The organism is Marinomonas ostreistagni (assembly GCF_016461785.1).
Classification (GTDB): Bacteria; Pseudomonadota; Gammaproteobacteria; order Pseudomonadales; family Marinomonadaceae; genus Marinomonas; species Marinomonas ostreistagni_A.
In genome coordinates this window covers 26,717-45,160 of record NZ_JAEMUH010000022.1, presented here as the reverse complement: position 1 = coordinate 45,160, position 18,444 = coordinate 26,717, and the positions used below count along the sequence as shown (strand labels likewise).

Genomic DNA, 18,444 nt, shown 5'->3' with positions numbered 1-18,444 from the left:
CACATAGCGAAGCTAGCCTTTGCTTTGAAGCTTCTGTTTCTCAGCACTCCAATCTATTACTGGCTTTTGTAGCCCATGTTGACCTTGATAGTTAGGAGAAACAGGGGGCTGCCAATTCTCCAAGGCTTTCTCCTCTAGCTTATAGATTTCTACTTCCAAAGAGTGACAAGTGGATAGCGGATCCTGTGCTTCAGGTCCCCATAGATCAACCGACAAATCCCCTCCCGGGCAACAAGACAAAGCACACAACAGATCTATCTCTGCAAAGAACTCTAAATAATCCCCTTTTTGAGCAGGACAAGCTTTCATGAAATATTGATCATCTTCATTTAAGCCTGTGCATTGAAATACATTCAACACATCATGCACATCAAATTCAGTCAGTCCGTATGGCAATACCGCTCGAACCAGGTTTGAGTGACAGTGATGATCAAAGTCTTCCCCTGTCAGTAAATGATTCACATAAGGATCACAGCGAGTCCCTAATAAATCGTGGACTCGACCACCCTGCTCATCTTCACCATAGGATGCTAGCGTATCGTCGATAATCGTCACCATTGGACGCAGAAACGGTAACGTCGACCAAATTCGATCATGCGTACTAATATGAGCACGCTGTATTTGACGTGTGCGAGATGCCCACATTCTTTCTCGTGGATCATGGCGATTCCACATATTAAAATCCCCAACCTGAGGACCTTCCGGTACGAGAATTCGAAAAACATGACCAGCAGGCACTTCCCATGCCATACCTTCACGCATTGGGACCGTTACCGTTTCAATAAGAGTGCGATTTGCCCTGCCTTCAACAAGGCTGTCATAAAATGCTATATTAATTTCTAACTTTGAGCCTTTGCCCGCACGATACGCCGCTTCTACCTTAGCCATCATTTAACTCCTATAAGTGGATTGACTTTAGAGTAATGCAGCAACATAGTTCTATAAAATTGAAGCTTTTATAAAATACTTGAATATTTTAAAGAATGATTCCCTACTCCGCCCTTCGCGCTTTTCAGAAAGTAGTACAGCTCGGTAGCTTAAAAGCTGCTGCAGAGAGCCTACATATCACTGAGTCTGCCATCAGCCATCAATTGAAAAAGCTTGAGCAACACACAAACACTCAACTGTTATATAAAGAAGGAAGAGGCTTAAAGGTCACTGAGAAGGGAAAGGTTTTGGCGGATCGCATTAGCGAACCCTTTAGTGACATTGATTATGCATACGATGAAATAAAGCAGCTGTCTGAATCCTGTCTCAATATTTATTGTATTCCCTCGTTAATAAACGACTGGCTGATGCCACGGTTGGTAGCGTTTAACCAAGGCGTACCGGATATGTCAGTCTCTTTGAAATATCTTCAGTCAATGCCCGCACACATTGACGAACATTCGATCTGCATAAAAAGCATTGAAGTTAACAGCACGCAGCACTATCCATTTGAAGTTTTAATGAATGGCGAAACTATTCCCGTATGTAGCCCCCTGTATCTAGCCCAGCGTGGCCCCATTAATACTCATCAATGCTTAGCACAGCAAATCTTGCTGCACGATCAGAATACTGACAGTTGGAATGACTGGCTAATTCGCTTGGGCATAGAACACGCGCAGCAGCCCCACCAAATATATGAAGATTTTTATTTACTCAAATTCGCAGCCATGGCCGCTCAAGGCGTGGCATTGTGCCCGATGAATTTGATTCAGAATGAGTTAGCAGATGGCACTCTCGTTCAACTATTTCATGAACAAGGTAATATTGGGCGAAAGTACGTAATCGAGCATAACCATCGCCCAAGCCCAGCAACTCAGTTGCTGCTTCAGTTTTTACTTAAAGACGAAAGAGTCACTGGGATAGACTCCGTCAAATAGATTTCTGTTGTATCAATATGGGCACGGTATGCAATCACCTCAACGCCCTGAGCCATCACTTCTTCTAAAGCCGCCGCATATTTAGGATCAATGTGCTGAGCTGGAGCAACGGACTGAATGCCAGTATGTGACACACAAAACATCAACACCGCACGATGGCCTGCTTTCACCATATCCGCTAATTCATATAAGTGCTTTCTGCCGCGCTCAGTAACGGCATCAGGGAAGTATCCATACCCATCTTCCTCAAGCAAGGTCACATTTTTCACTTCCACATAGCACAATGGCTTGTGCTCATCACTCAACAGCCAATCAATGCGACTGCCACTACCATATTTTACTTCAGCCTTCTGAGCGCTATATCCCGACAGCTCTGCAACTTTGCCCTGAGCGATTGCCTCGCCCACGACTTTATTAGGCAATCCCGTATTGATACAAGCAAGGAACTGCTCGTCAACTTCAACAATTTCCCAAGTGTAGGCTAGCTTGCGCTTTGGGTTATCACTTTTGGATACCCAAACCCGCGCTTGATCTTGCTGACAACGGCGCATCGACCCTGTGTTAGGGCAATGTGCGGTGATGACCTCCCCATGCGCTAATTCAATATCGGCTAAGAAGCGTTTGTATCGCTTGATTAAACGCCCTTCGATTAACTCTGAAAAATGCATCGTTCGGTCATACCTCTTTAAACTACTATCAGGTCCAATCTAGAATGACTTTCCCTGACGTACCGCTGCACATCACATCAAAGCCTTTTTGAAAGTCATCAATGTGATAATGATGGGTAATAATTGGAGTAAGATCCAAACCAGATTGAATTAAAGATGCCATTTTATACCAAGTCTCAAACATCTCTCGACCATAAATACCTTTTATAACAAGCCCTTTGAAAATCACTTGGCTCCAATCGATCCCCATGCCAGTTGGCAAGATCCCCAATAACGCAACATGGCCACCGTGATTCATCGCCGCGAGCATTGAATCAAACGCAGCAGCATTGCCTGACATTTCCAATCCTACATCAAAGCCTTCAGTCATTTTAAGCTCTACCATGACATCAGATAAGGACTGCTTCGATACATTGACCGTATGTTGAATGCCCATTTTACGGGCCAACTCTAAACGGTAATCGTTGATATCCGTGATCACAACATGTCGAGCCCCCGCATGCCTTGCTACTGCCGCCGCCATAATGCCTATTGGGCCAGCTCCTGTAATCAAAACATCCTCACCAACCAAGTCAAAAGACAGTGCTGTATGAACCGCATTACCAAACGGGTCGAAAATCGCGGCAAGGTCATCCGAAATACCATCCGGGATTTTAAAGGCATTAAACGCAGGTAAAACGAGATACTCTGCAAAAGCACCTTCACGGTTCACTCCAACGCCGATAGTGTTACGGCATAAATGGGTGCGCCCTGCGCGACAGTTACGACAGTGGCCGCAGGTAATATGCCCCTCACCTGACACCCGATCGCCGATGTTGAACCCTCGCACTTCTTGGCCGACTTCAACCACTTCACCGACGTACTCATGTCCAACAACCATCGGAACTGGAATGGTTTTTTGAGCCCATTCGTCCCAATTGTAAATATGCACATCCGTTCCACAAATGGCTGTTTTCTTAATTTTAATCAACAAGTCGTTATGGCCGATCACAGGCCGCTCGACTTGCGTCATCCAGATACCTTGCTCAGGCTTTAATTTGGCTAATGCTTTCATTAATGAATAATCTCCATCTCTCGAGCGACTTCTATAAACACTTCGATGGCCCGATCTAGCTGTTCACGGGTATGGCCCGCCGACATTTGCGTACGAATTCGAGCTTGCCCTTTAGGCACGACAGGAAACGAGAAGCCAATCACATACACGCCTTTTTGTAAGGATCGTTCAGCAAACTCCGCCGCTAATTTCGCATCGCCTAGCATAATAGGAATGATGGCATGGTCAGCACCTCCCATCACAAACCCTTCTGCTTCCATTCGTGTACGGAAATATTGAGCGTTTTCCCACAGACGATTACGCAACTCATCGCTCTGCTTCAAAACATCTAACACACGAATTGAGGCATTCACAATCGCTGGAGCTAATGAGTTAGAGAATAAATAAGGTCGTGAACGTTGACGCAACCACTCGATCACTTCTTTTTTTCCTGACGTGTAACCGCCCGACGCACCGCCTAATGCCTTGCCTAGCGTACCGGTTATGATATCAATGCGATCAACCACATCATGGTATTCATGGGTCCCGGCACCGGTTTTCCCCATAAAGCCCACTGCGTGAGAATCATCCACCATCACTAAAGCACCATATTGATCCGCTAAATCACATATAGCAGGTAAGTTAGCCACAATACCATCCATCGAAAACACACCATCTGTCACAATCAAGGTATGGCGTGCACCGGCGTCTTTTGCTGCCATTAGCTGCTGTTCTAAATCCACCATATCATTGTTGGCATAACGAAAGCGCATGGCTTTACATAAACGTACGCCATCAATGATCGACGCGTGGTTTAATGCATCGGAAATGATCGCGTCTTCCTTCCCTAAGATTGTTTCAAACAATCCCGCATTGGCATCAAAGCAAGAGGAGTAAAGAATCGTGTCTTCCATACCCAAGAACTCAGAGAGCTTATGCTCTAGTGTTTTATGGATATCTTGCGTGCCGCAAATAAAGCGTACCGACGCCATGCCAAAACCATGTTGTTCCAACCCCTCTTTTGCCGCTTGAATTAGCTCATCGTTGTTTGCTAATCCGAGGTAGTTATTGGCACAGAAGTTTAAAACCTCTTCACCCGAGGTGACGCTGACCTCAGCTTTCTGCTGAGAGGTAATCACGCGCTCAGGCTTATACAGCCCTTCAGATTTCACTTCGTCGATTTGCTGTTGAATATGCTGATAAAAAGTAGAAGTCATGATGAATACCTCTCAATCACGATGATTAATGAAGGCTTGTTAAAAGAATGAACAAGTCCATAGCCGATAACATTAAGTGTAATAGAGAGCTGAAAAAGAGATTATTGGGTTCATTGGAAAAGCATTATTGAACCTCAGGCACAAATAGACTTTACTACGTCCCGATGACAATTCGGAAACAAGGCTCGATAATCATGCAAAACACCCAGCTCATTCCATTGCTACCGGATCTAGCAAGCTTTATCTTAATAGTTGAAGAAGGCAGTTTTACCGCCGCCGCAAAAAAACTCGACGTCACCCCTTCCGCATTAAGCAAGCTTGTGACACGCCTTGAAAAAGCATTATCCATTAAGCTATTTGAACGCAGCACGCGTACATTGCTGATTACTCGTTCTGGGCAAAAGGTGTACGATCAAGCGGTCATTATGTTGAATGCTGCCAAACAAGCCGTAGAGCTATCCCTTTCCGACCATAGCGAAATCCAAGGCACGCTCACCATTGCGGCCCCCGAAGCGTTTTTGAATTCGGTGGTGCAGCCCCATGTCCTGCCCTTTTTAAATCTCTATCCAAAAGTAAAGCTGCAGCTACGGGTTGCTGACGGTGAAATTGATTTACTACGAGATAATATTGATGTGGCCTTCATGCTCACCGACACACCTGATGAGCGCCTGATCCTGAAAGAGCTGGGCAAAACCAATCTGGTCTTATGTGCCAGCCCAGACTACATCAAGCAAAGAGGCATGCCTGAGCACCCCAGTGAATTGGTCCAGCATGATTGTCTTTATCTAGCAGAGAATGATCACGACCATATCTGGCGCTTTATAAAGGGGGACGAAGTGCACTCTGTCTCCGTCACCGGACGCTATGCCGTAAACCACTCCCAAATGCGACTTGCCGGTGTTAAGAACGGGTTAGGCATCGGCATATTGCACGACTTCGTTATTACCGATGCGCTTGAAAAAGGCGATGTAGTGCCTGTGTTATCAGACTGGACCCTGCGCAGCAACTATCACGGCTTCATCGCCATGCAATACGCCCAGACTCGATATATGCCTGCACGGTTGCGTGTTTTCATCGACTACGTCAGTGAACACCTCGTTCAGCGTTTATCATGAAAATAATCAGTTGTCGTATTTAATACACACATTCTGTAATTCCGTATAAAACTCTAAGCCATGCACTCCACCTTCACGGCCAATACCAGACTGCTTTGCCCCACCAAATGCCGTCCTTAGATCTCTCAAAAACCAGCTATTAACCCATACGATGCCTACGTCGAGAGAATGTGAAACCGTCATAGCCCGTTGTATATTTTGCGTCCACACACTAGCACAGAGCCCATAATTCGTATCATTAGCCAAGGCAATAACTTCACGCTCATCATCAAACGGCTGAACATGGCAACATGGGCCAAAGATTTCTTCTTGAAGAACTTTTGATGACCGATCAAGCCCAACCCATATAGTAGGCTCTACCCAAGCACCTCCATCTAAGCTCGCCCCCAAGTTAGGCACACCTCCTCCGATCACTACTTGAGCGCCATCTTTTTTCGCTAAATCATAATAACTAAGCACCTTTAGCTGATGTTCAAGGCTGGCTAGGGGGCCTAAATTGACATTTGGCATATCAGGAGGCCCCAATTTCAGTTCACTAACCCGCTCTTTTAGCCGATGTAAAAACTCCTCAAAAATAGTGCTCTGAACATAGACGCGTTCTGTACCGAGACATACCTGCCCAGTATTCTCAAACGCTGAACGCAATACACCCTCAACCGCTGAATGCATATCACAATCTTCAAAAACAATGGCGGAATTCTTACCACCGCACTCAAGAGATATATTCCGTAAGCCCAATGCAGCGGCTTGCATAATGGATTCCCCTGTAGAAGTTTCTCCTGTAAAAGTGATGGCATCGACATCTGGATTTTGCGTTAGATACTGCCCCGCGGACTGAGCACCAAATCCATGAACAACATTATAAACACCCGCTGGAATACCACACTCATTCATGACATCACCAAGTAAAGCAGCGGTAGTTGGTGTGACTTCTGAGGGCTTTACGACAACTGTATTACCACAAGCCAAAGCAGGGCCGACTTTCCAAGTCATTAATAGCAAAGGTAGATTCCATGGACATATTACGGCAATAACCCCTTTGGGTTTTCGCAAGCCGAGATTGATTGCCTTACTGCCGTCAGGAGTATCCATTGAAAATGTTTCTGTTGGTTCATTCCCTAACGCATGACTAAAAGCCGTAAAGTTCGCTGCACCTCTAGGAATGTCGATATGTGAAGCAAGAGATTTAGGTTTCCCTGTGTCGGCACATTCAGCCTCAAGAAACTCATCAAATCGCTCAATGATGCGTTGTGCAACTTTCTCAAGCTTTTCTGCGCGCTGCCGCTGTGTCATTTGCCCCCATTCACCTTTTAATGCAGCTTTCGCGGCAGATACCGCTTTTGCAACATCTTCCTCGTCAGCTTCTTGAACTGCTGCAATTTGACGCCCATCTACTGGGGATAACTTACTGAAAGAACGTTGACTAATACTGTCGACAAACATTCCATTAATAAAATGTTGAATATGTTTCATAGAGAGCGGCCTTTAAGTTTTTGAAATTTTTCTTCACTAAAATTACTTACATGCATGGGAGTGACCGGAAACACTCTGCATGCTAAAACGACGCCCTGTTCTCGCTCCTCCTGACTTATATGTGACTTGCTCATTGCTTTAGCAAAAAACTCCCCTTTGACTACCCGACATTTGCAGACACCACAACCACCGCCACGACAGCCAACCAATACCCCTAAATTTTTATTAGAACCAATATATTCTAATAATGAAGATCCTGGACGTGGCTCTGAAGGTAACCCATGATCAACCCAAGTTTGCTGATTCCTTTTCATAGTCCGGACTCCTGCTCATTTTGAACGGTAAATTCGTTTAATGGATAGAAAGTCTTTGCCTGTTTTGCGATGAATAAATCCGGCTAAGCCATCTTTCATATATAAGCTCATGACAATAGCCAAGCCCCCCAAACCAATTAAGTACCAAGTACCATAGTCACTCAAATAATGGTTGATTAACCAGAAGACAAAGGTTCCGATAATTGGCCCCTCGATTCTTCCAACCCCACCAATCATCACAATAAAAATAGCGAACGCAGTCCAGTTAACACTAAATGCAGCATCCGGGCTGATGCGCAAATTACTCGCAAAATACAGCGCTCCAGCTAATCCACAACCTAGTGCCGCCACAACATAAACGGCGAGTTTCATACGTATGACATCAACACCTTGACTTGAAGCAGCCACCTCACTATCACGGATAGCTTGTAATGCAAGCCCTTGCTTACTGCGAAGGAATAAAAGGATCAGAGCAACGGTTGCCACCACACACGTCAGGGCAATCCAATAAGTCATGTGTTGTCGGAATACACGGTCAACACCTCGAAATGCTGTCAAACTCGTACCTGACCCACCTCCAACTATCGAAATATTAGCAACAGTCAGACGAACCACCTCCGCGATAACCCAAGTTCCAATTGCAAAATAACCGCCGTTGAGCCGGAACGCTAACTTAGACAGCGGCAGAGCCATGATCGCGGTAAGGATGGCTGCTAGTGGGATACCTATAAACGGACTGACTCCTGCTAGGTTCCCCATGGCCAACACGAAATACCCACCCAAACCAAAGAACGCTTGTTGCCCAACTGACACCATGCCTCCATATCCCGCTAGAAGATTCCACATCATTGCAAAAATGAAGAAACAGGAAATATTGACAAATTCATGCAGCCAGTAGGCCTGACCCCAAAAAGGCATCGTGATTGCTGTACCAAGAAACAATACCCCTAAACTAATTGGAAGGATCGGCAAGGGCGTTCTAGTCATGTTGATGTGCTGAGTATGTACTGTCATTTTCTTAGCCCTTTGTTTTTGGGAATAAACCATTTGGTTTAATAAATAAAACAACGATGAAAACAAGATGCCCAAACCATATTCCCCAGCCTGGGTCATAATGAAAGCCGACTTGTTGCGTCACGCCCAATACCATCGCACCAAGAAAAGTTCCCCAGAATGACCCCATCCCTCCGATAATGACGGCCTCAAATGCAAACAAAAGTAATGAGGGACCATCGCTTGGTGAAACAGTTGTACGCATGCCTTGGAACCATCCCGCTAGCGCAATCAGACAAAAAGCTAAACCTGTCGCCGTTGCAAACACCCTCTTTGCACTCAGCCCCATCAGCTCTGCTACTTCTCTATCATCTGAAACGGCTCGAAATGAGCGCCCTATTGCTGTATGTGCGAATAACCATTGCAACCCAAAAGTACAAACGATGGCGCTCACAAAAATAATCAACGGAAGCACCCCAACTGTTAAACTTGGTGAAAGCTCAACGCCGGCGGTACTTAAGCTACCCACATCAAGAGAACGCGGGTTAGCACCAAACACCATTTGTAGTGTGTTTTGGATAACGATTGACAGTCCAAAAGTCACAACAAGAGAGGGTAAAGGGTCTTTCGATAAGGTCCGATTAAGCACCCAACCTTGAAAGCAAAATCCGCTAATATAGGCAATTGGTAAAAGCAGCAGACCAATCCACAAAACATTGAAACCCAGAACTGTTGCCATACCGATGGCAATGAAACCTGAGATAATAATTTGATCGCCTAAAGCAATATTTGTAAGGCGCATCACACCAAACATCAGCGATAAACCTAGAGCAAAAATGCAATATAGCCCGCCAAGCAGGATGCCCTGAATAATCGTTTCCAACATAACTAAATCCCAAAGTAAGCTTCACTGATTTGATCACGGGTCAATGCATCACTCGTACCTTCAAGAGAGACTCTGCCTTCTTGTAAGCAATACAGCCGTGCTGAGCATTGCTGAGCAACGATGACATCTTGCTCAACTACCACAACACTCATGCCATCGGAGCAGATATCCGGAAGAGATTCATAAATGTCTTTAATAACGACCGGCGCTAATCCCAACGAAATTTCATCACATAACAACACATCAGGATTGCTCATTAGGGCCCTGCCAATGGCGACCATTTGCTGTTGACCACCAGATAGCGAGGTAGCAGGTTGGCTTCTTTTTTCTTCAAGAATGGGAAAGAGCTCAAAGATCGCATGCTTATTCCAACGGCCAGGGCGCTTGGAATATCCTCCCATCATTAAGTTCTCTTCAACGGTCATACTTGGAAAAAGTCGGCGTCCCTCTGGTACTAATGCCACGCCATGCTTTACGATTTCACCTGGCGGCATTCCACCGATCGGCTGCTGACGTAAACGAATCGCCCCCTTATCAACTGCCACTAACCCCGTCAAAGATTTCATCAAAGTTGACTTACCAGCACCATTTGCGCCCAATACGCCAACGACCTCACCTGCCCTCAGCTGCAATGAAACATTAAAAAGTGCTTGCGCATCACCATAAAAAGCATTGAGCCCTTGTACTTCTAGCAACATCTCACTCATGCCTCGATCCCCATATAAACGCGTTTCACTTCTGGATCATTCATGACCGACATGGGCTCACCATCTGCCAATTTCTCCCCAAAGTTCACGACCATCAATCGATCAGCGATAGACAGCAATGCATGAACAACATGTTCGATCCAGATCATTGTTGTACCTTTTGCTTTAATTTTTTTTAGCTCCGTGACAAGCTCTTGAGCTTCTGGTTCAGTTAATCCTCCTGCGATTTCATCAAGAAGAAGTAATTTAGGACGTGTCGCTAACGCTCTCGCTAATTCCAAGCGCTTGCGATTAAGCAAAGTCATAGAACCCGCTTGCTGATTAGCAAGCGACGTAAGCCCCATGCTATTCATCACCTCTTCTGCCACATCATATGCTTCCGGCTCAGACATCTGTCCGCCAAAGCAAGCCGCTGTAATGAGGTTTTCAAATACGGTCATATTGCCGAATGGATGAGGTACCTGATAGCTTCGACCGATACCTGACTGACAACGCTGAAAAGGAGCTAAGGTGGTAATATTTTGGCCATTGAAGTGCACGATGCCAGAATCCAAAGAAACGTCCCCAGAAATTAAATTAAATAGGGTTGTTTTACCTGCACCGTTTGGCCCTAAAATACCAAGGGTTTCACCTTCTTCGACGCTAAATGACATCCCCTTAGTCACCGCTAAGGCTCCATAGCTTTTGTGAGCATTTTCTACCGTTAATAGCATGCTTTCGACTCTTATTATTGTTCATGTAAAAAGGCCATAAAAATAAAGCGTCCCCTCTTCTTTGAGAGCGCTTAACTTTTGTATTGGATAGGCAGTAGCTCAGCCTCAACTGGAATCATCGGTGCTTGGCTGTTCTCAACAATCACAAGGTCTAGGTCTTTGCCTCGTTTTTGCCATTGTCCAGAGACCAAGGGGGTTTTGCCGACACTTGGGACGGGGCCATTCTGAAAATCTACAGGCCCTACGATCGTATCCAGTTTGGTCGCTTTGATCGCATCACGAATGACTTCAGGATCTTTACTTCCTGCGCGCTGCAAGACATCAATCGCTACTTCGAATAACGCATGCTTCAAGCCTAACGGCATAGTCCAAGGTCGACTTGTCGTTGCCATATAATCATTTGCTAACTCGCGGGCGGTTTGACCAGTTAGGGAAGACTTAAATGGATGTGATGGACTCCACATAAGTTCGACGGTCAAGCCTTCAGCACGCTCTCCAAACGCCCTGACGGCTTGCGGGAACTCCGTCGCTTTAGCAACGGTAACCACTTTAGGCTGGAAACCCATCTGGCCCGCTTGATTCCAGAAGTTAGCAAAATCAGGCGGGGCAATCACACCCGTAACAATGTCGACGTCATTGCGACGAAATTCAGATATGAATGATGAAAAGTCGTTAATTGGTGTTTGAAAACGTCCTCGATCAATGACCTCAAAACCTTTCTGTTTCAAAACAGGAGGAAAACCTCGGTCACTATTCCCCCAAGCATTACCATCTTCATCGTTCGGCCACAAAGTTCCTATGGCCTTAGAAGTAGGAATCTGCTGCCAGAGATTCGAAAATGAGCCAACAACATCTTCCAACCCCCAAAAAAAATGGAACGTCCAATCAAAACCTGTTTTTGGATCACCATTTCGGCCAAAAAAGTAAGGCTGCCATGGGGCATCATTTGTAATACAAGGCACGCCGTATAACTCACACTGATCAGCGACTGGGTTACACGTTGCAGGGGTTGAGGAGGCAACCACTAAGTCCACACCATCTTTTAGAATAAGCTCAGCTGTGACCGTGGCAGCACGGGAAGGGTTAGACTGCGAATCTTTGTATATTACTTCTACATCATGACGACGGCCGTCGATTTCAACGCCGTTTTTGATCTTTTGAAAGATCTGCATCATAGTGAAGTCATCAGGCTCGGCAAAGACCGCTAAGGGGCCTGTTTGCGGGCTGATGAAGCCAATGCGTAACGTATCAGAAGCGTGAACAAACGGAGCTTTTAAGCTTACTGCTGAAGCGGCTGAAGCGGCGAACACGCCTTTCATAAAAGAACGTCTTGATAGGGGTTTCATGATATTTGGACCTGCTTTGTTTTTGTTATCATCCTTAAAAGGTGAGCCACTCATCGAGGAGCGTTGCTTCCTACCTTTTGGTTTTATGTTTGCGAATCATGGCCCTCACGTCTAATATAGAATTCGTCTGCAACTATACCTATGAGGTATAAATGGAATTTCGTCAGCTAAAATACTTCGAAGCGGTTGCCCGCACTTTAAACTTCAGTCGAGCGGCAGAAGAGCTGCATATAGCTCAGCCACCTTTATCTCGACAGATCCAAAACCTAGAGGACGAACTGGGTGTTATTCTTATTGATAGGAGCTCCCGACCGCTGAAGTTGACCGAGGCCGGCATATTCTTTTACAACCAGTCAACTCAGCTACTGGCTAAAATAAAAGAAGTCAAAAAGACGACTCAAAGAATTGGCACAGGACAAAACCGTTGGATGGGCATTGGATTCGTGGCTTCCATTTTGTACAGTCCTATTCCAAGCATGGTTCAAGAGTTTCGCAAATCCCATGCAAATATTGATGTTTCACTTGATGAACTCACCTCTGTAGAACAAGTGAAAGCTCTGATATCAGGAAAAATTGACATAGGTTTTGGTCGGCTCGCTGTCGAGAACGATGCTATCGAAAACATACTACTTGATGAGGAAAAGCTAGCTCTGGTGATCTCACCAACGAGCTCTTTCTATGGTGCACAAGGCTTGTGCCTTAAAGATATTATTCAAGAAACATTAATTTTATACCCGTCCAACCCTCGCCCCAGTTTCGCAGATCATGTATTACGCCAATTTCAGGTTCGCAGTTTAAGCCCTGCAGATACCTACGAAACTAACGGTGTTCAAACTGCTATTGGTTTAGTCGCCGCGGGTATGGGGGTAACTCTCGTACCTGAGTCTATGCGCCTTTTAAAACGACCAGATATTGAGTTTATTTCTATTCTAGACAGCGGCGTCACCACTCCATTGATCATGTCGGTACGGAAGAACGACGTATCCGATCACATTTCTGCATTCTGCCAACGTATGCAAGAACGCTTCATATAAGCCCGTATAGGCATGTGTCGCAATGCCTCACTTATCACTCATACCTAATTGATATAGTAGGTTACTCAATTTGTATTGGACTCTTTGCTCCATCACTCTCATGATGAACTCATACAGCATATTGAAAACCTACTAACAAAAATAATATGAGGAAAATGCTATGGCGATGACAGGCGTATTACGTCCCGGACATACCCAATTGCGCGTACTTAACTTGGAAGAGTCGGTAAAGTTTTACACTGAAATTTTTGGGTTAGTAGAAACTGGTCGAGACGTCTCTGGACGGGTCTATTTTAAATGCCATGATGAAAGAGACCATAACAGCTTCATTATCCGAGAAGCGGATACAGCTGGTATGGACTTTTATGGTTTTAAAGTTCTCAACGCCGCTACATTGGACAAGCTAGAAACAGACTTAAATGAATACGGTGTACCTACTGAGCGCATTCCAGCGGGTGAGCTACTAGAAACGGGAGAGCGTGTTCGCTTCACTGCACCAACTGGCCATGTTTTTGAACTTTATTATGATAAAACAGAAGTCGGTGATGGACTGGGTTATGTAAACCCTGAAGTCATCATTCAAAATAGAAAAGGCATTTCCCCCATCAGACTAGATCACTGGCAGATCCACGGTGCAGACTTAGATGGTAGTCGAGACTTATTTATTGACGTGCTCGGTTTCAGCTTAGTTGAAAAAATTGTCAGCACTGATGGCAAACTGGACCTAGCCGTCTGGTTAACCTGCTCAACTAAAGCCCATGATATCGCCTTTGTACGCGATGAACGAAATAACACCTTACACCACATGTCATTTTTGTTAGAAACATGGGATCACGTGCTAAAAGCAGCTGACTTAATGTCCGCCAACCGAGTCCCTATTGATTTAGGGCCCGTGCGCCACGGAATCACTCGAGGCACAACCATTTATGCTTTCGATCCTTCTGGCAATCGTTTCGAAACCTTCTGTGGAGGTTACTCCTTTTACCCAGATATGAAGCCTTACACTTGGACAGAGGACGAAATGGGTGCAGCTGTTTTCTACCATACAAGAGAATTAAACGAGCGTTTTTTGACGGTCGTAACCTGATTTCAGTAATAGCAATTTGGTGTCGGGGAACAGCCGACACCTCTCACATAATCATTTAATAAAGAGGCTCACCATGCCAATTGCACACATTTATATGAAAGAAGGCCGCTCTGATGAGCAAAAGAAAGACGTGATTGACAACGTTTGCAAGGCGCTTGCCGAGTCAACTCAAGCCCCTTTAGAAACCATCAGAGTCATCATTCAAGAAGTTCCTTCTGCTCACTGGGGAAAGCCTGAAGCACCTAAAGTGCTCTAGCTCTCCCTCCACAACACCATAAATTTTAGTTCGCACAATAATAAGTGTCTTGGCACTTATGGTTTTTTGCGTCCAAAAATCGGCTTTTTAGTGTTTTTAACACTGAATAAACGAATTTATAAAGCACGAGGCTTACATGAATCAGTCTACTATACAACTATGTGGCGATGAGCTTTTCGAGGCATTACAAGCATCAAAAAGCGTCGCTCCCTTTACTGAACGCTACCCGGAAATCACGATAGATGATGCCTACCATATTTCTTTACGCTTCCTAGAACGTAGAGTTACCGCAGGAGCACGCGTGATTGGAAAAAAAATTGGTATCACATCAAAAGCCGTTCAACAGGCACTAAAGGTTGATCAGCCTGATTTTGGTTTTCTGACAGACGACATGGCTTTTAGCCAAGGCGAAGAAATGCCGATCAGCGGAAAGTTGATCGCCCCCAAAGCAGAGGGTGAAGTAGCCTTTGTGCTCGAAAAAGATTTACTGGGTCCAGGAATAACGAACGCAGACGTACTCGCGGCCACCGCTTTCGTTTTACCCTGCTTTGAAGTAGTTGACTCTCGAATAGAGAATTGGCAAATCAAAATCCAAGACACCATCGCAGACAATGCCTCTTGTGGCCTTTTCATTTTAGGTGATAAGGCCGTGTCCCCAGCAGATGTAGATCTGTCCACATGTGGCATGGTGGTTGAAAAGAATGGTCAATTACTCTCAACCGGCGCAGGTGCCGCGGCACTAGGTAGCCCTGTTAATTGCGTTACATGGTTGGCCAATAAATTAGGTGAATACGGTATTCCTCTCAAAGCTGGAGAAGTCATTCTATCTGGCTCTTTAGTACCGCTGGAACCTGTCGCTCCAGGTGATTTCATGACGGTCAGCATCGGCGGCATTGGCTCCGCTTCTGTGCGTTTCACTTAAGTTGAACTTATAAGGCTCCCAACATGACAAAAAAATTAAAAGCCGCGATTATTGGTCCAGGCAATATTGGTACAGACCTGTTAATGAAGATGATGCGTTCAGATTGGATAGAACCCGTCTGGATGGTAGGAATTGACCCAGAATCTGAAGGTTTAAAACGTGCTAAAGAAATGGGACTAAAAGTCTCAAGCACGGGCGTCGATGGTATTCTTGAGCATGTATTGAATGACGATATTCGAATCGCATTTGATGCCACATCTGCCTACGTACATGCTGAGAATAGCCGAAAGCTAAACGAGCTTGGTGTGATCATGATCGATCTCACGCCAGCAGCGATTGGCCCTTATTGCGTTCCTCCCGTTAATTTAAAAGAACACGCTCAATCTCAAGTTCAAAATGTCAATATGGTGACCTGTGGTGGCCAAGCAACCATACCTATGGTCGCTGCTATCTCGGGTGTTCAAGAAGTCGATTATGCAGAGATCATCGCTACAGTCTCTTCACGCTCCGTTGGCCCTGGTACACGCCAAAATATTGATGAATTTACCCGTACAACGGCCTCAGCTGTAGAGAAAATCGGTCAAGCAAAAGAAGGCAAGGCCATCATTATTATCAATCCAGCAGAGCCGCCACTCATGATGCGCGACACCGTGCACTGCTTAACGGTCGAAGAGCCTAACCGTGATGCCATTACGGAATCTGTCCATGCTATGGTCGCCGAAGTCCAAAAATACGTTCCCGGCTACAAGCTGGTGAACGGGCCTGTGTTTGATGGCAACAAGGTGTCTGTCTTTATGGAAGTAGAAGGCCTAGGGGATTTCTTACCTACCTATGCAGGGAACCTAGACATCATGACAGCTGCCGCCCTACGTACCGCAGAGTTGTTCGCTGAAGAGGCTTTCTTTGACCGTTTAACCTTACCAAAACGAGGCGCTTAACAATGAATTTAAACAACAAACATGTGATGCTGCATGATATGAGCCTTCGTGATGGTATGCACGCTAAGCGCCATCAAATATCACTTGATGAGATGGTGGCTATTGCAACAGGTTTAGACAATGCTGGCATGCCCTTAATCGAGGTCACTCACGGTGATGGTTTGGGCGGGACATCCCTGAACTATGGTTTTCCAGCACATTCTGATGAAGAGTATCTTAAAGCAGTCGTGCCGAAAATGAAGCAGGCAAAAATCTCAGCCTTGTTACTTCCCGGTATCGGTACGGTCGACCACCTTAAAATGGCTCGAGACTGTGGTGTCAGCACAATTCGTGTCGCCACTCATTGTACTGAAGCGGATGTATCGCAGCAGCATATTAGTGCTTCAGCGAAAATGGGGTTAGATACCGTTGGCTTCCTTATGATGGCTCATATGGCGTCACCTGAAAAAATGCTCGAACAAGCAAAATTGATGGAAAGCTATGGTGCAAACTGCATTTACTGCACCGACTCGGCAGGATACATGCTACCGGATCAAGTGACGGAAAAAGTGTCATTGCTGCGTGCAGAGCTCTCTCCTAATACAGAGATTGGCTTTCATGGACATCATAATATGGGCATGGCCATTGCAAATTCTCTTGCGGCGATTGAAGCAGGCGCACACCGTATCGACGGTTCTGTAGCAGGTCTGGGCGCGGGAGCAGGAAACACTCCGTTAGAAGTTTTGGTTGCGGTATTAGAACGCATGGGAGCAAACCATGGCATTGATTTATACAAAATAATGGATGTCGCAGAAGACATAGTCGTCCCCATGATGGATCAACCTATACGCGTTGACAGAGATGCCCTAACACTCGGCTACGCAGGGGTATACAGCTCATTCTTGTTATTTGCCCAAAGAGCGCAGCAAAAGTACGGCATTTCAGCGCGAGATATTTTAGTGGAACTAGGCAAACGTGGCACTGTTGGCGGACAAGAAGACATGATTGAAGACCTTGCGCTTACCATGGCAAAAGAAAAAGGATTAATCTAATGAACAACTTAACTAAACAAGAAATAGCAGGCTTAGCTGAACATCTTGAAAGTGCTGAATTACAGGCATTTGAAGTCACGAAAATTACCGATGAATACCCTGATATGACCTATCGTGATGCCTTCGATATTCAGTGGGAAATACGGCGTAGAAAAGAAGCCCGTGGACATAAGATTGTCGGAATGAAAATGGGGCTTACTTCATGGGCTAAGATGGCGCAAATGGGTGTCGAGCAACCTTGCTATGGCTTCTTGGCTGATTACTTTGCCGTTGCTGATGGTGCAGACATCGAACATGACAAGCTAATTCACCCGAAGATCGAAGCAGAATTGGCATTTGTTACGAAAGAGCCCTTAAAAGGCCCCGGCATTCACATTGCTGATGTTTTACGCGCAACAGACTTCATCATGCCTGCCGTGGAAATCATCGACTCACGCTATAAAGACTTCAAGTTTGACCTAAAAAGTGTGATTGCTGACAACTCCTCTTCCACCCGCTTCATTAGTGGTGGAACCATGGCCAAACCGTCTGATCTCGACTTAAAAAATCTTGGCGTAGTGATGGAGATTAATGGCGAAGTGGTGCAAACCGGTGCTGGAGCTGCCGTACTCGGGCATCCAGCCTCTTCCGTCGCAATGCTTGCTAACATGCTAGCCGAACGTGACGAAGAAATTCCTGCTGGAACATTTATCATGATCGGTGCCATCACTGCTGCGGTGCAAGTTAATAAGGGTGATAACTTCTGCGTTCGTTATCAAGGCTTAGGAACGGTTAGCGGTAAGTTTGTATAAACATTTGGGGTTACTTCTGCTTTTTAGAATATTGGGTAACGTATTACCGTCATAA

The 18,444-nt window shown here is 45.5% G+C and carries 20 protein-coding genes; 9 read left to right on the top strand and 11 right to left on the bottom strand.

The features are described from left to right. Positions 1-12: 12 nt before the first annotated feature. Positions 13-891, bottom strand: a complete 879-nt coding sequence (locus JHD44_RS17915) for an urea carboxylase-associated family protein (RefSeq protein WP_233402303.1) — start codon at positions 889-891, stop codon at positions 13-15. A 92-nt stretch (positions 892-983) separates the two neighbouring features. On the opposite strand from JHD44_RS17915, the gene JHD44_RS17910 reads away from it, so the two are divergent. Beyond that, positions 984-1,865 carry a LysR substrate-binding domain-containing protein gene (locus JHD44_RS17910; protein ID WP_199464099.1) on the top strand — a complete coding sequence of 294 codons (882 nt, stop codon included), beginning with the start codon at positions 984-986 and terminating at the stop codon, positions 1,863-1,865. Here the strand turns inward: JHD44_RS17910 and sfsA are convergent. The 3 genes from sfsA to JHD44_RS17895 are packed head-to-tail and all read right to left on the bottom strand — an operon-like array spanning position 1,814 to position 4,783. Next, on the bottom strand, positions 1,814-2,533 hold the full coding sequence (sfsA, locus tag JHD44_RS17905) for a DNA/RNA nuclease SfsA (RefSeq protein WP_199464098.1): 720 nt from the start codon (positions 2,531-2,533) through the stop codon (positions 1,814-1,816). The two genes, JHD44_RS17910 and sfsA, sit on opposite strands and share 52 nt — an antisense overlap. Before the next feature lie 28 nt (positions 2,534-2,561). Beyond that, on the bottom strand, positions 2,562-3,587 hold the full coding sequence (tdh, locus tag JHD44_RS17900; protein ID WP_199464097.1) for an L-threonine 3-dehydrogenase: 1,026 nt from the start codon (positions 3,585-3,587) through the stop codon (positions 2,562-2,564). Next, positions 3,587-4,783 (bottom strand): glycine C-acetyltransferase, encoded by a 1,197-nt coding sequence (locus JHD44_RS17895; RefSeq protein ID WP_199464096.1) that lies wholly within the window; start codon positions 4,781-4,783, stop codon positions 3,587-3,589. The genes tdh and JHD44_RS17895 overlap by 1 nt, the downstream gene beginning before the upstream one ends. 194 nt (positions 4,784-4,977) lie before the next feature. Here JHD44_RS17895 and JHD44_RS17890 point away from each other — a divergent pair, with 194 nt between their 5' ends. Next, positions 4,978-5,898, top strand: coding sequence for a LysR family transcriptional regulator (locus JHD44_RS17890; RefSeq protein ID WP_199464095.1), 921 nt, complete (start codon positions 4,978-4,980; stop codon positions 5,896-5,898). A 6-nt stretch (positions 5,899-5,904) separates the two neighbouring features. Here the strand turns inward: JHD44_RS17890 and JHD44_RS17885 are convergent, their stop codons facing one another. From JHD44_RS17885 to JHD44_RS17855, 7 genes are all read right to left on the bottom strand, one after another. Further along, positions 5,905-7,371, bottom strand: coding sequence for a 2-hydroxymuconic semialdehyde dehydrogenase (locus JHD44_RS17885; RefSeq protein ID WP_199464094.1), 1,467 nt, complete (start codon positions 7,369-7,371; stop codon positions 5,905-5,907). Then, positions 7,368-7,685: a 2Fe-2S iron-sulfur cluster-binding protein gene (locus JHD44_RS17880; protein ID WP_199464093.1), complete on the bottom strand. Its 318-nt coding sequence runs from the start codon at positions 7,683-7,685 to the stop codon at positions 7,368-7,370. Before JHD44_RS17880 ends, JHD44_RS17885 begins: the two co-directional genes overlap by 4 nt. A gap of 15 nt (positions 7,686-7,700) precedes the next feature. Beyond that, positions 7,701-8,699, bottom strand: a complete 999-nt coding sequence (locus tag JHD44_RS17875) for a branched-chain amino acid ABC transporter permease (RefSeq protein ID WP_199464092.1) — start codon at positions 8,697-8,699, stop codon at positions 7,701-7,703. A gap of 4 nt (positions 8,700-8,703) precedes the next feature. Further along, positions 8,704-9,564 carry a branched-chain amino acid ABC transporter permease gene (locus JHD44_RS17870; protein ID WP_199464091.1) on the bottom strand — a complete coding sequence of 287 codons (861 nt, stop codon included), beginning with the start codon at positions 9,562-9,564 and terminating at the stop codon, positions 8,704-8,706. A 2-nt stretch (positions 9,565-9,566) separates the two neighbouring features. Then, positions 9,567-10,271, bottom strand: a complete 705-nt coding sequence (locus JHD44_RS17865; RefSeq protein WP_199464090.1) for an ABC transporter ATP-binding protein — start codon at positions 10,269-10,271, stop codon at positions 9,567-9,569. Then, positions 10,268-10,984: an ABC transporter ATP-binding protein gene (locus tag JHD44_RS17860; protein ID WP_199464089.1), complete on the bottom strand. Its 717-nt coding sequence runs from the start codon at positions 10,982-10,984 to the stop codon at positions 10,268-10,270. Before JHD44_RS17860 ends, JHD44_RS17865 begins: the two co-directional genes overlap by 4 nt. A gap of 71 nt (positions 10,985-11,055) precedes the next feature. Next, entirely contained in the window at positions 11,056-12,303 is a 1,248-nt protein-coding gene (locus JHD44_RS17855; RefSeq protein WP_199464088.1) for an ABC transporter substrate-binding protein, read from the bottom strand. Positions 12,304-12,482: 179 nt separating this feature from the next. Here JHD44_RS17855 and JHD44_RS17850 point away from each other — a divergent pair, with 179 nt between their 5' ends. From JHD44_RS17850 to dmpH, 7 genes are all read left to right on the top strand, one after another. Then, positions 12,483-13,364 (top strand): LysR family transcriptional regulator, encoded by an 882-nt coding sequence (locus JHD44_RS17850; protein ID WP_199464087.1) that lies wholly within the window; start codon positions 12,483-12,485, stop codon positions 13,362-13,364. Positions 13,365-13,530: 166 nt separating this feature from the next. Continuing rightward, a complete protein-coding gene (locus JHD44_RS17845) occupies positions 13,531-14,451 on the top strand; it encodes a catechol 2,3-dioxygenase (protein ID WP_199464102.1) in 921 nt (306 codons plus the stop codon). Between the two features lie 73 nt (positions 14,452-14,524). Beyond that, entirely contained in the window at positions 14,525-14,707 is a 183-nt protein-coding gene (locus JHD44_RS17840; protein ID WP_199464086.1) for a 2-hydroxymuconate tautomerase family protein, read from the top strand. A 136-nt stretch (positions 14,708-14,843) separates the two neighbouring features. Continuing rightward, entirely contained in the window at positions 14,844-15,629 is a 786-nt protein-coding gene (dmpE, locus tag JHD44_RS17835) for a 2-oxopent-4-enoate hydratase (RefSeq protein WP_199464085.1), read from the top strand. Positions 15,630-15,652: 23 nt separating this feature from the next. Next, a complete protein-coding gene (locus JHD44_RS17830; RefSeq protein WP_199464084.1) occupies positions 15,653-16,567 on the top strand; it encodes an acetaldehyde dehydrogenase (acetylating) in 915 nt (304 codons plus the stop codon). 2 nt (positions 16,568-16,569) lie between these two features. After that, positions 16,570-17,598: a 4-hydroxy-2-oxovalerate aldolase gene (dmpG, locus tag JHD44_RS17825; protein WP_199464083.1), complete on the top strand. Its 1,029-nt coding sequence runs from the start codon at positions 16,570-16,572 to the stop codon at positions 17,596-17,598. After that, positions 17,598-18,389 (top strand): 2-oxo-3-hexenedioate decarboxylase, encoded by a 792-nt coding sequence (gene dmpH, locus JHD44_RS17820; RefSeq protein WP_199464082.1) that lies wholly within the window; start codon positions 17,598-17,600, stop codon positions 18,387-18,389. Before dmpG ends, dmpH begins: the two co-directional genes overlap by 1 nt. Positions 18,390-18,444: the final 55 nt, after the last annotated feature.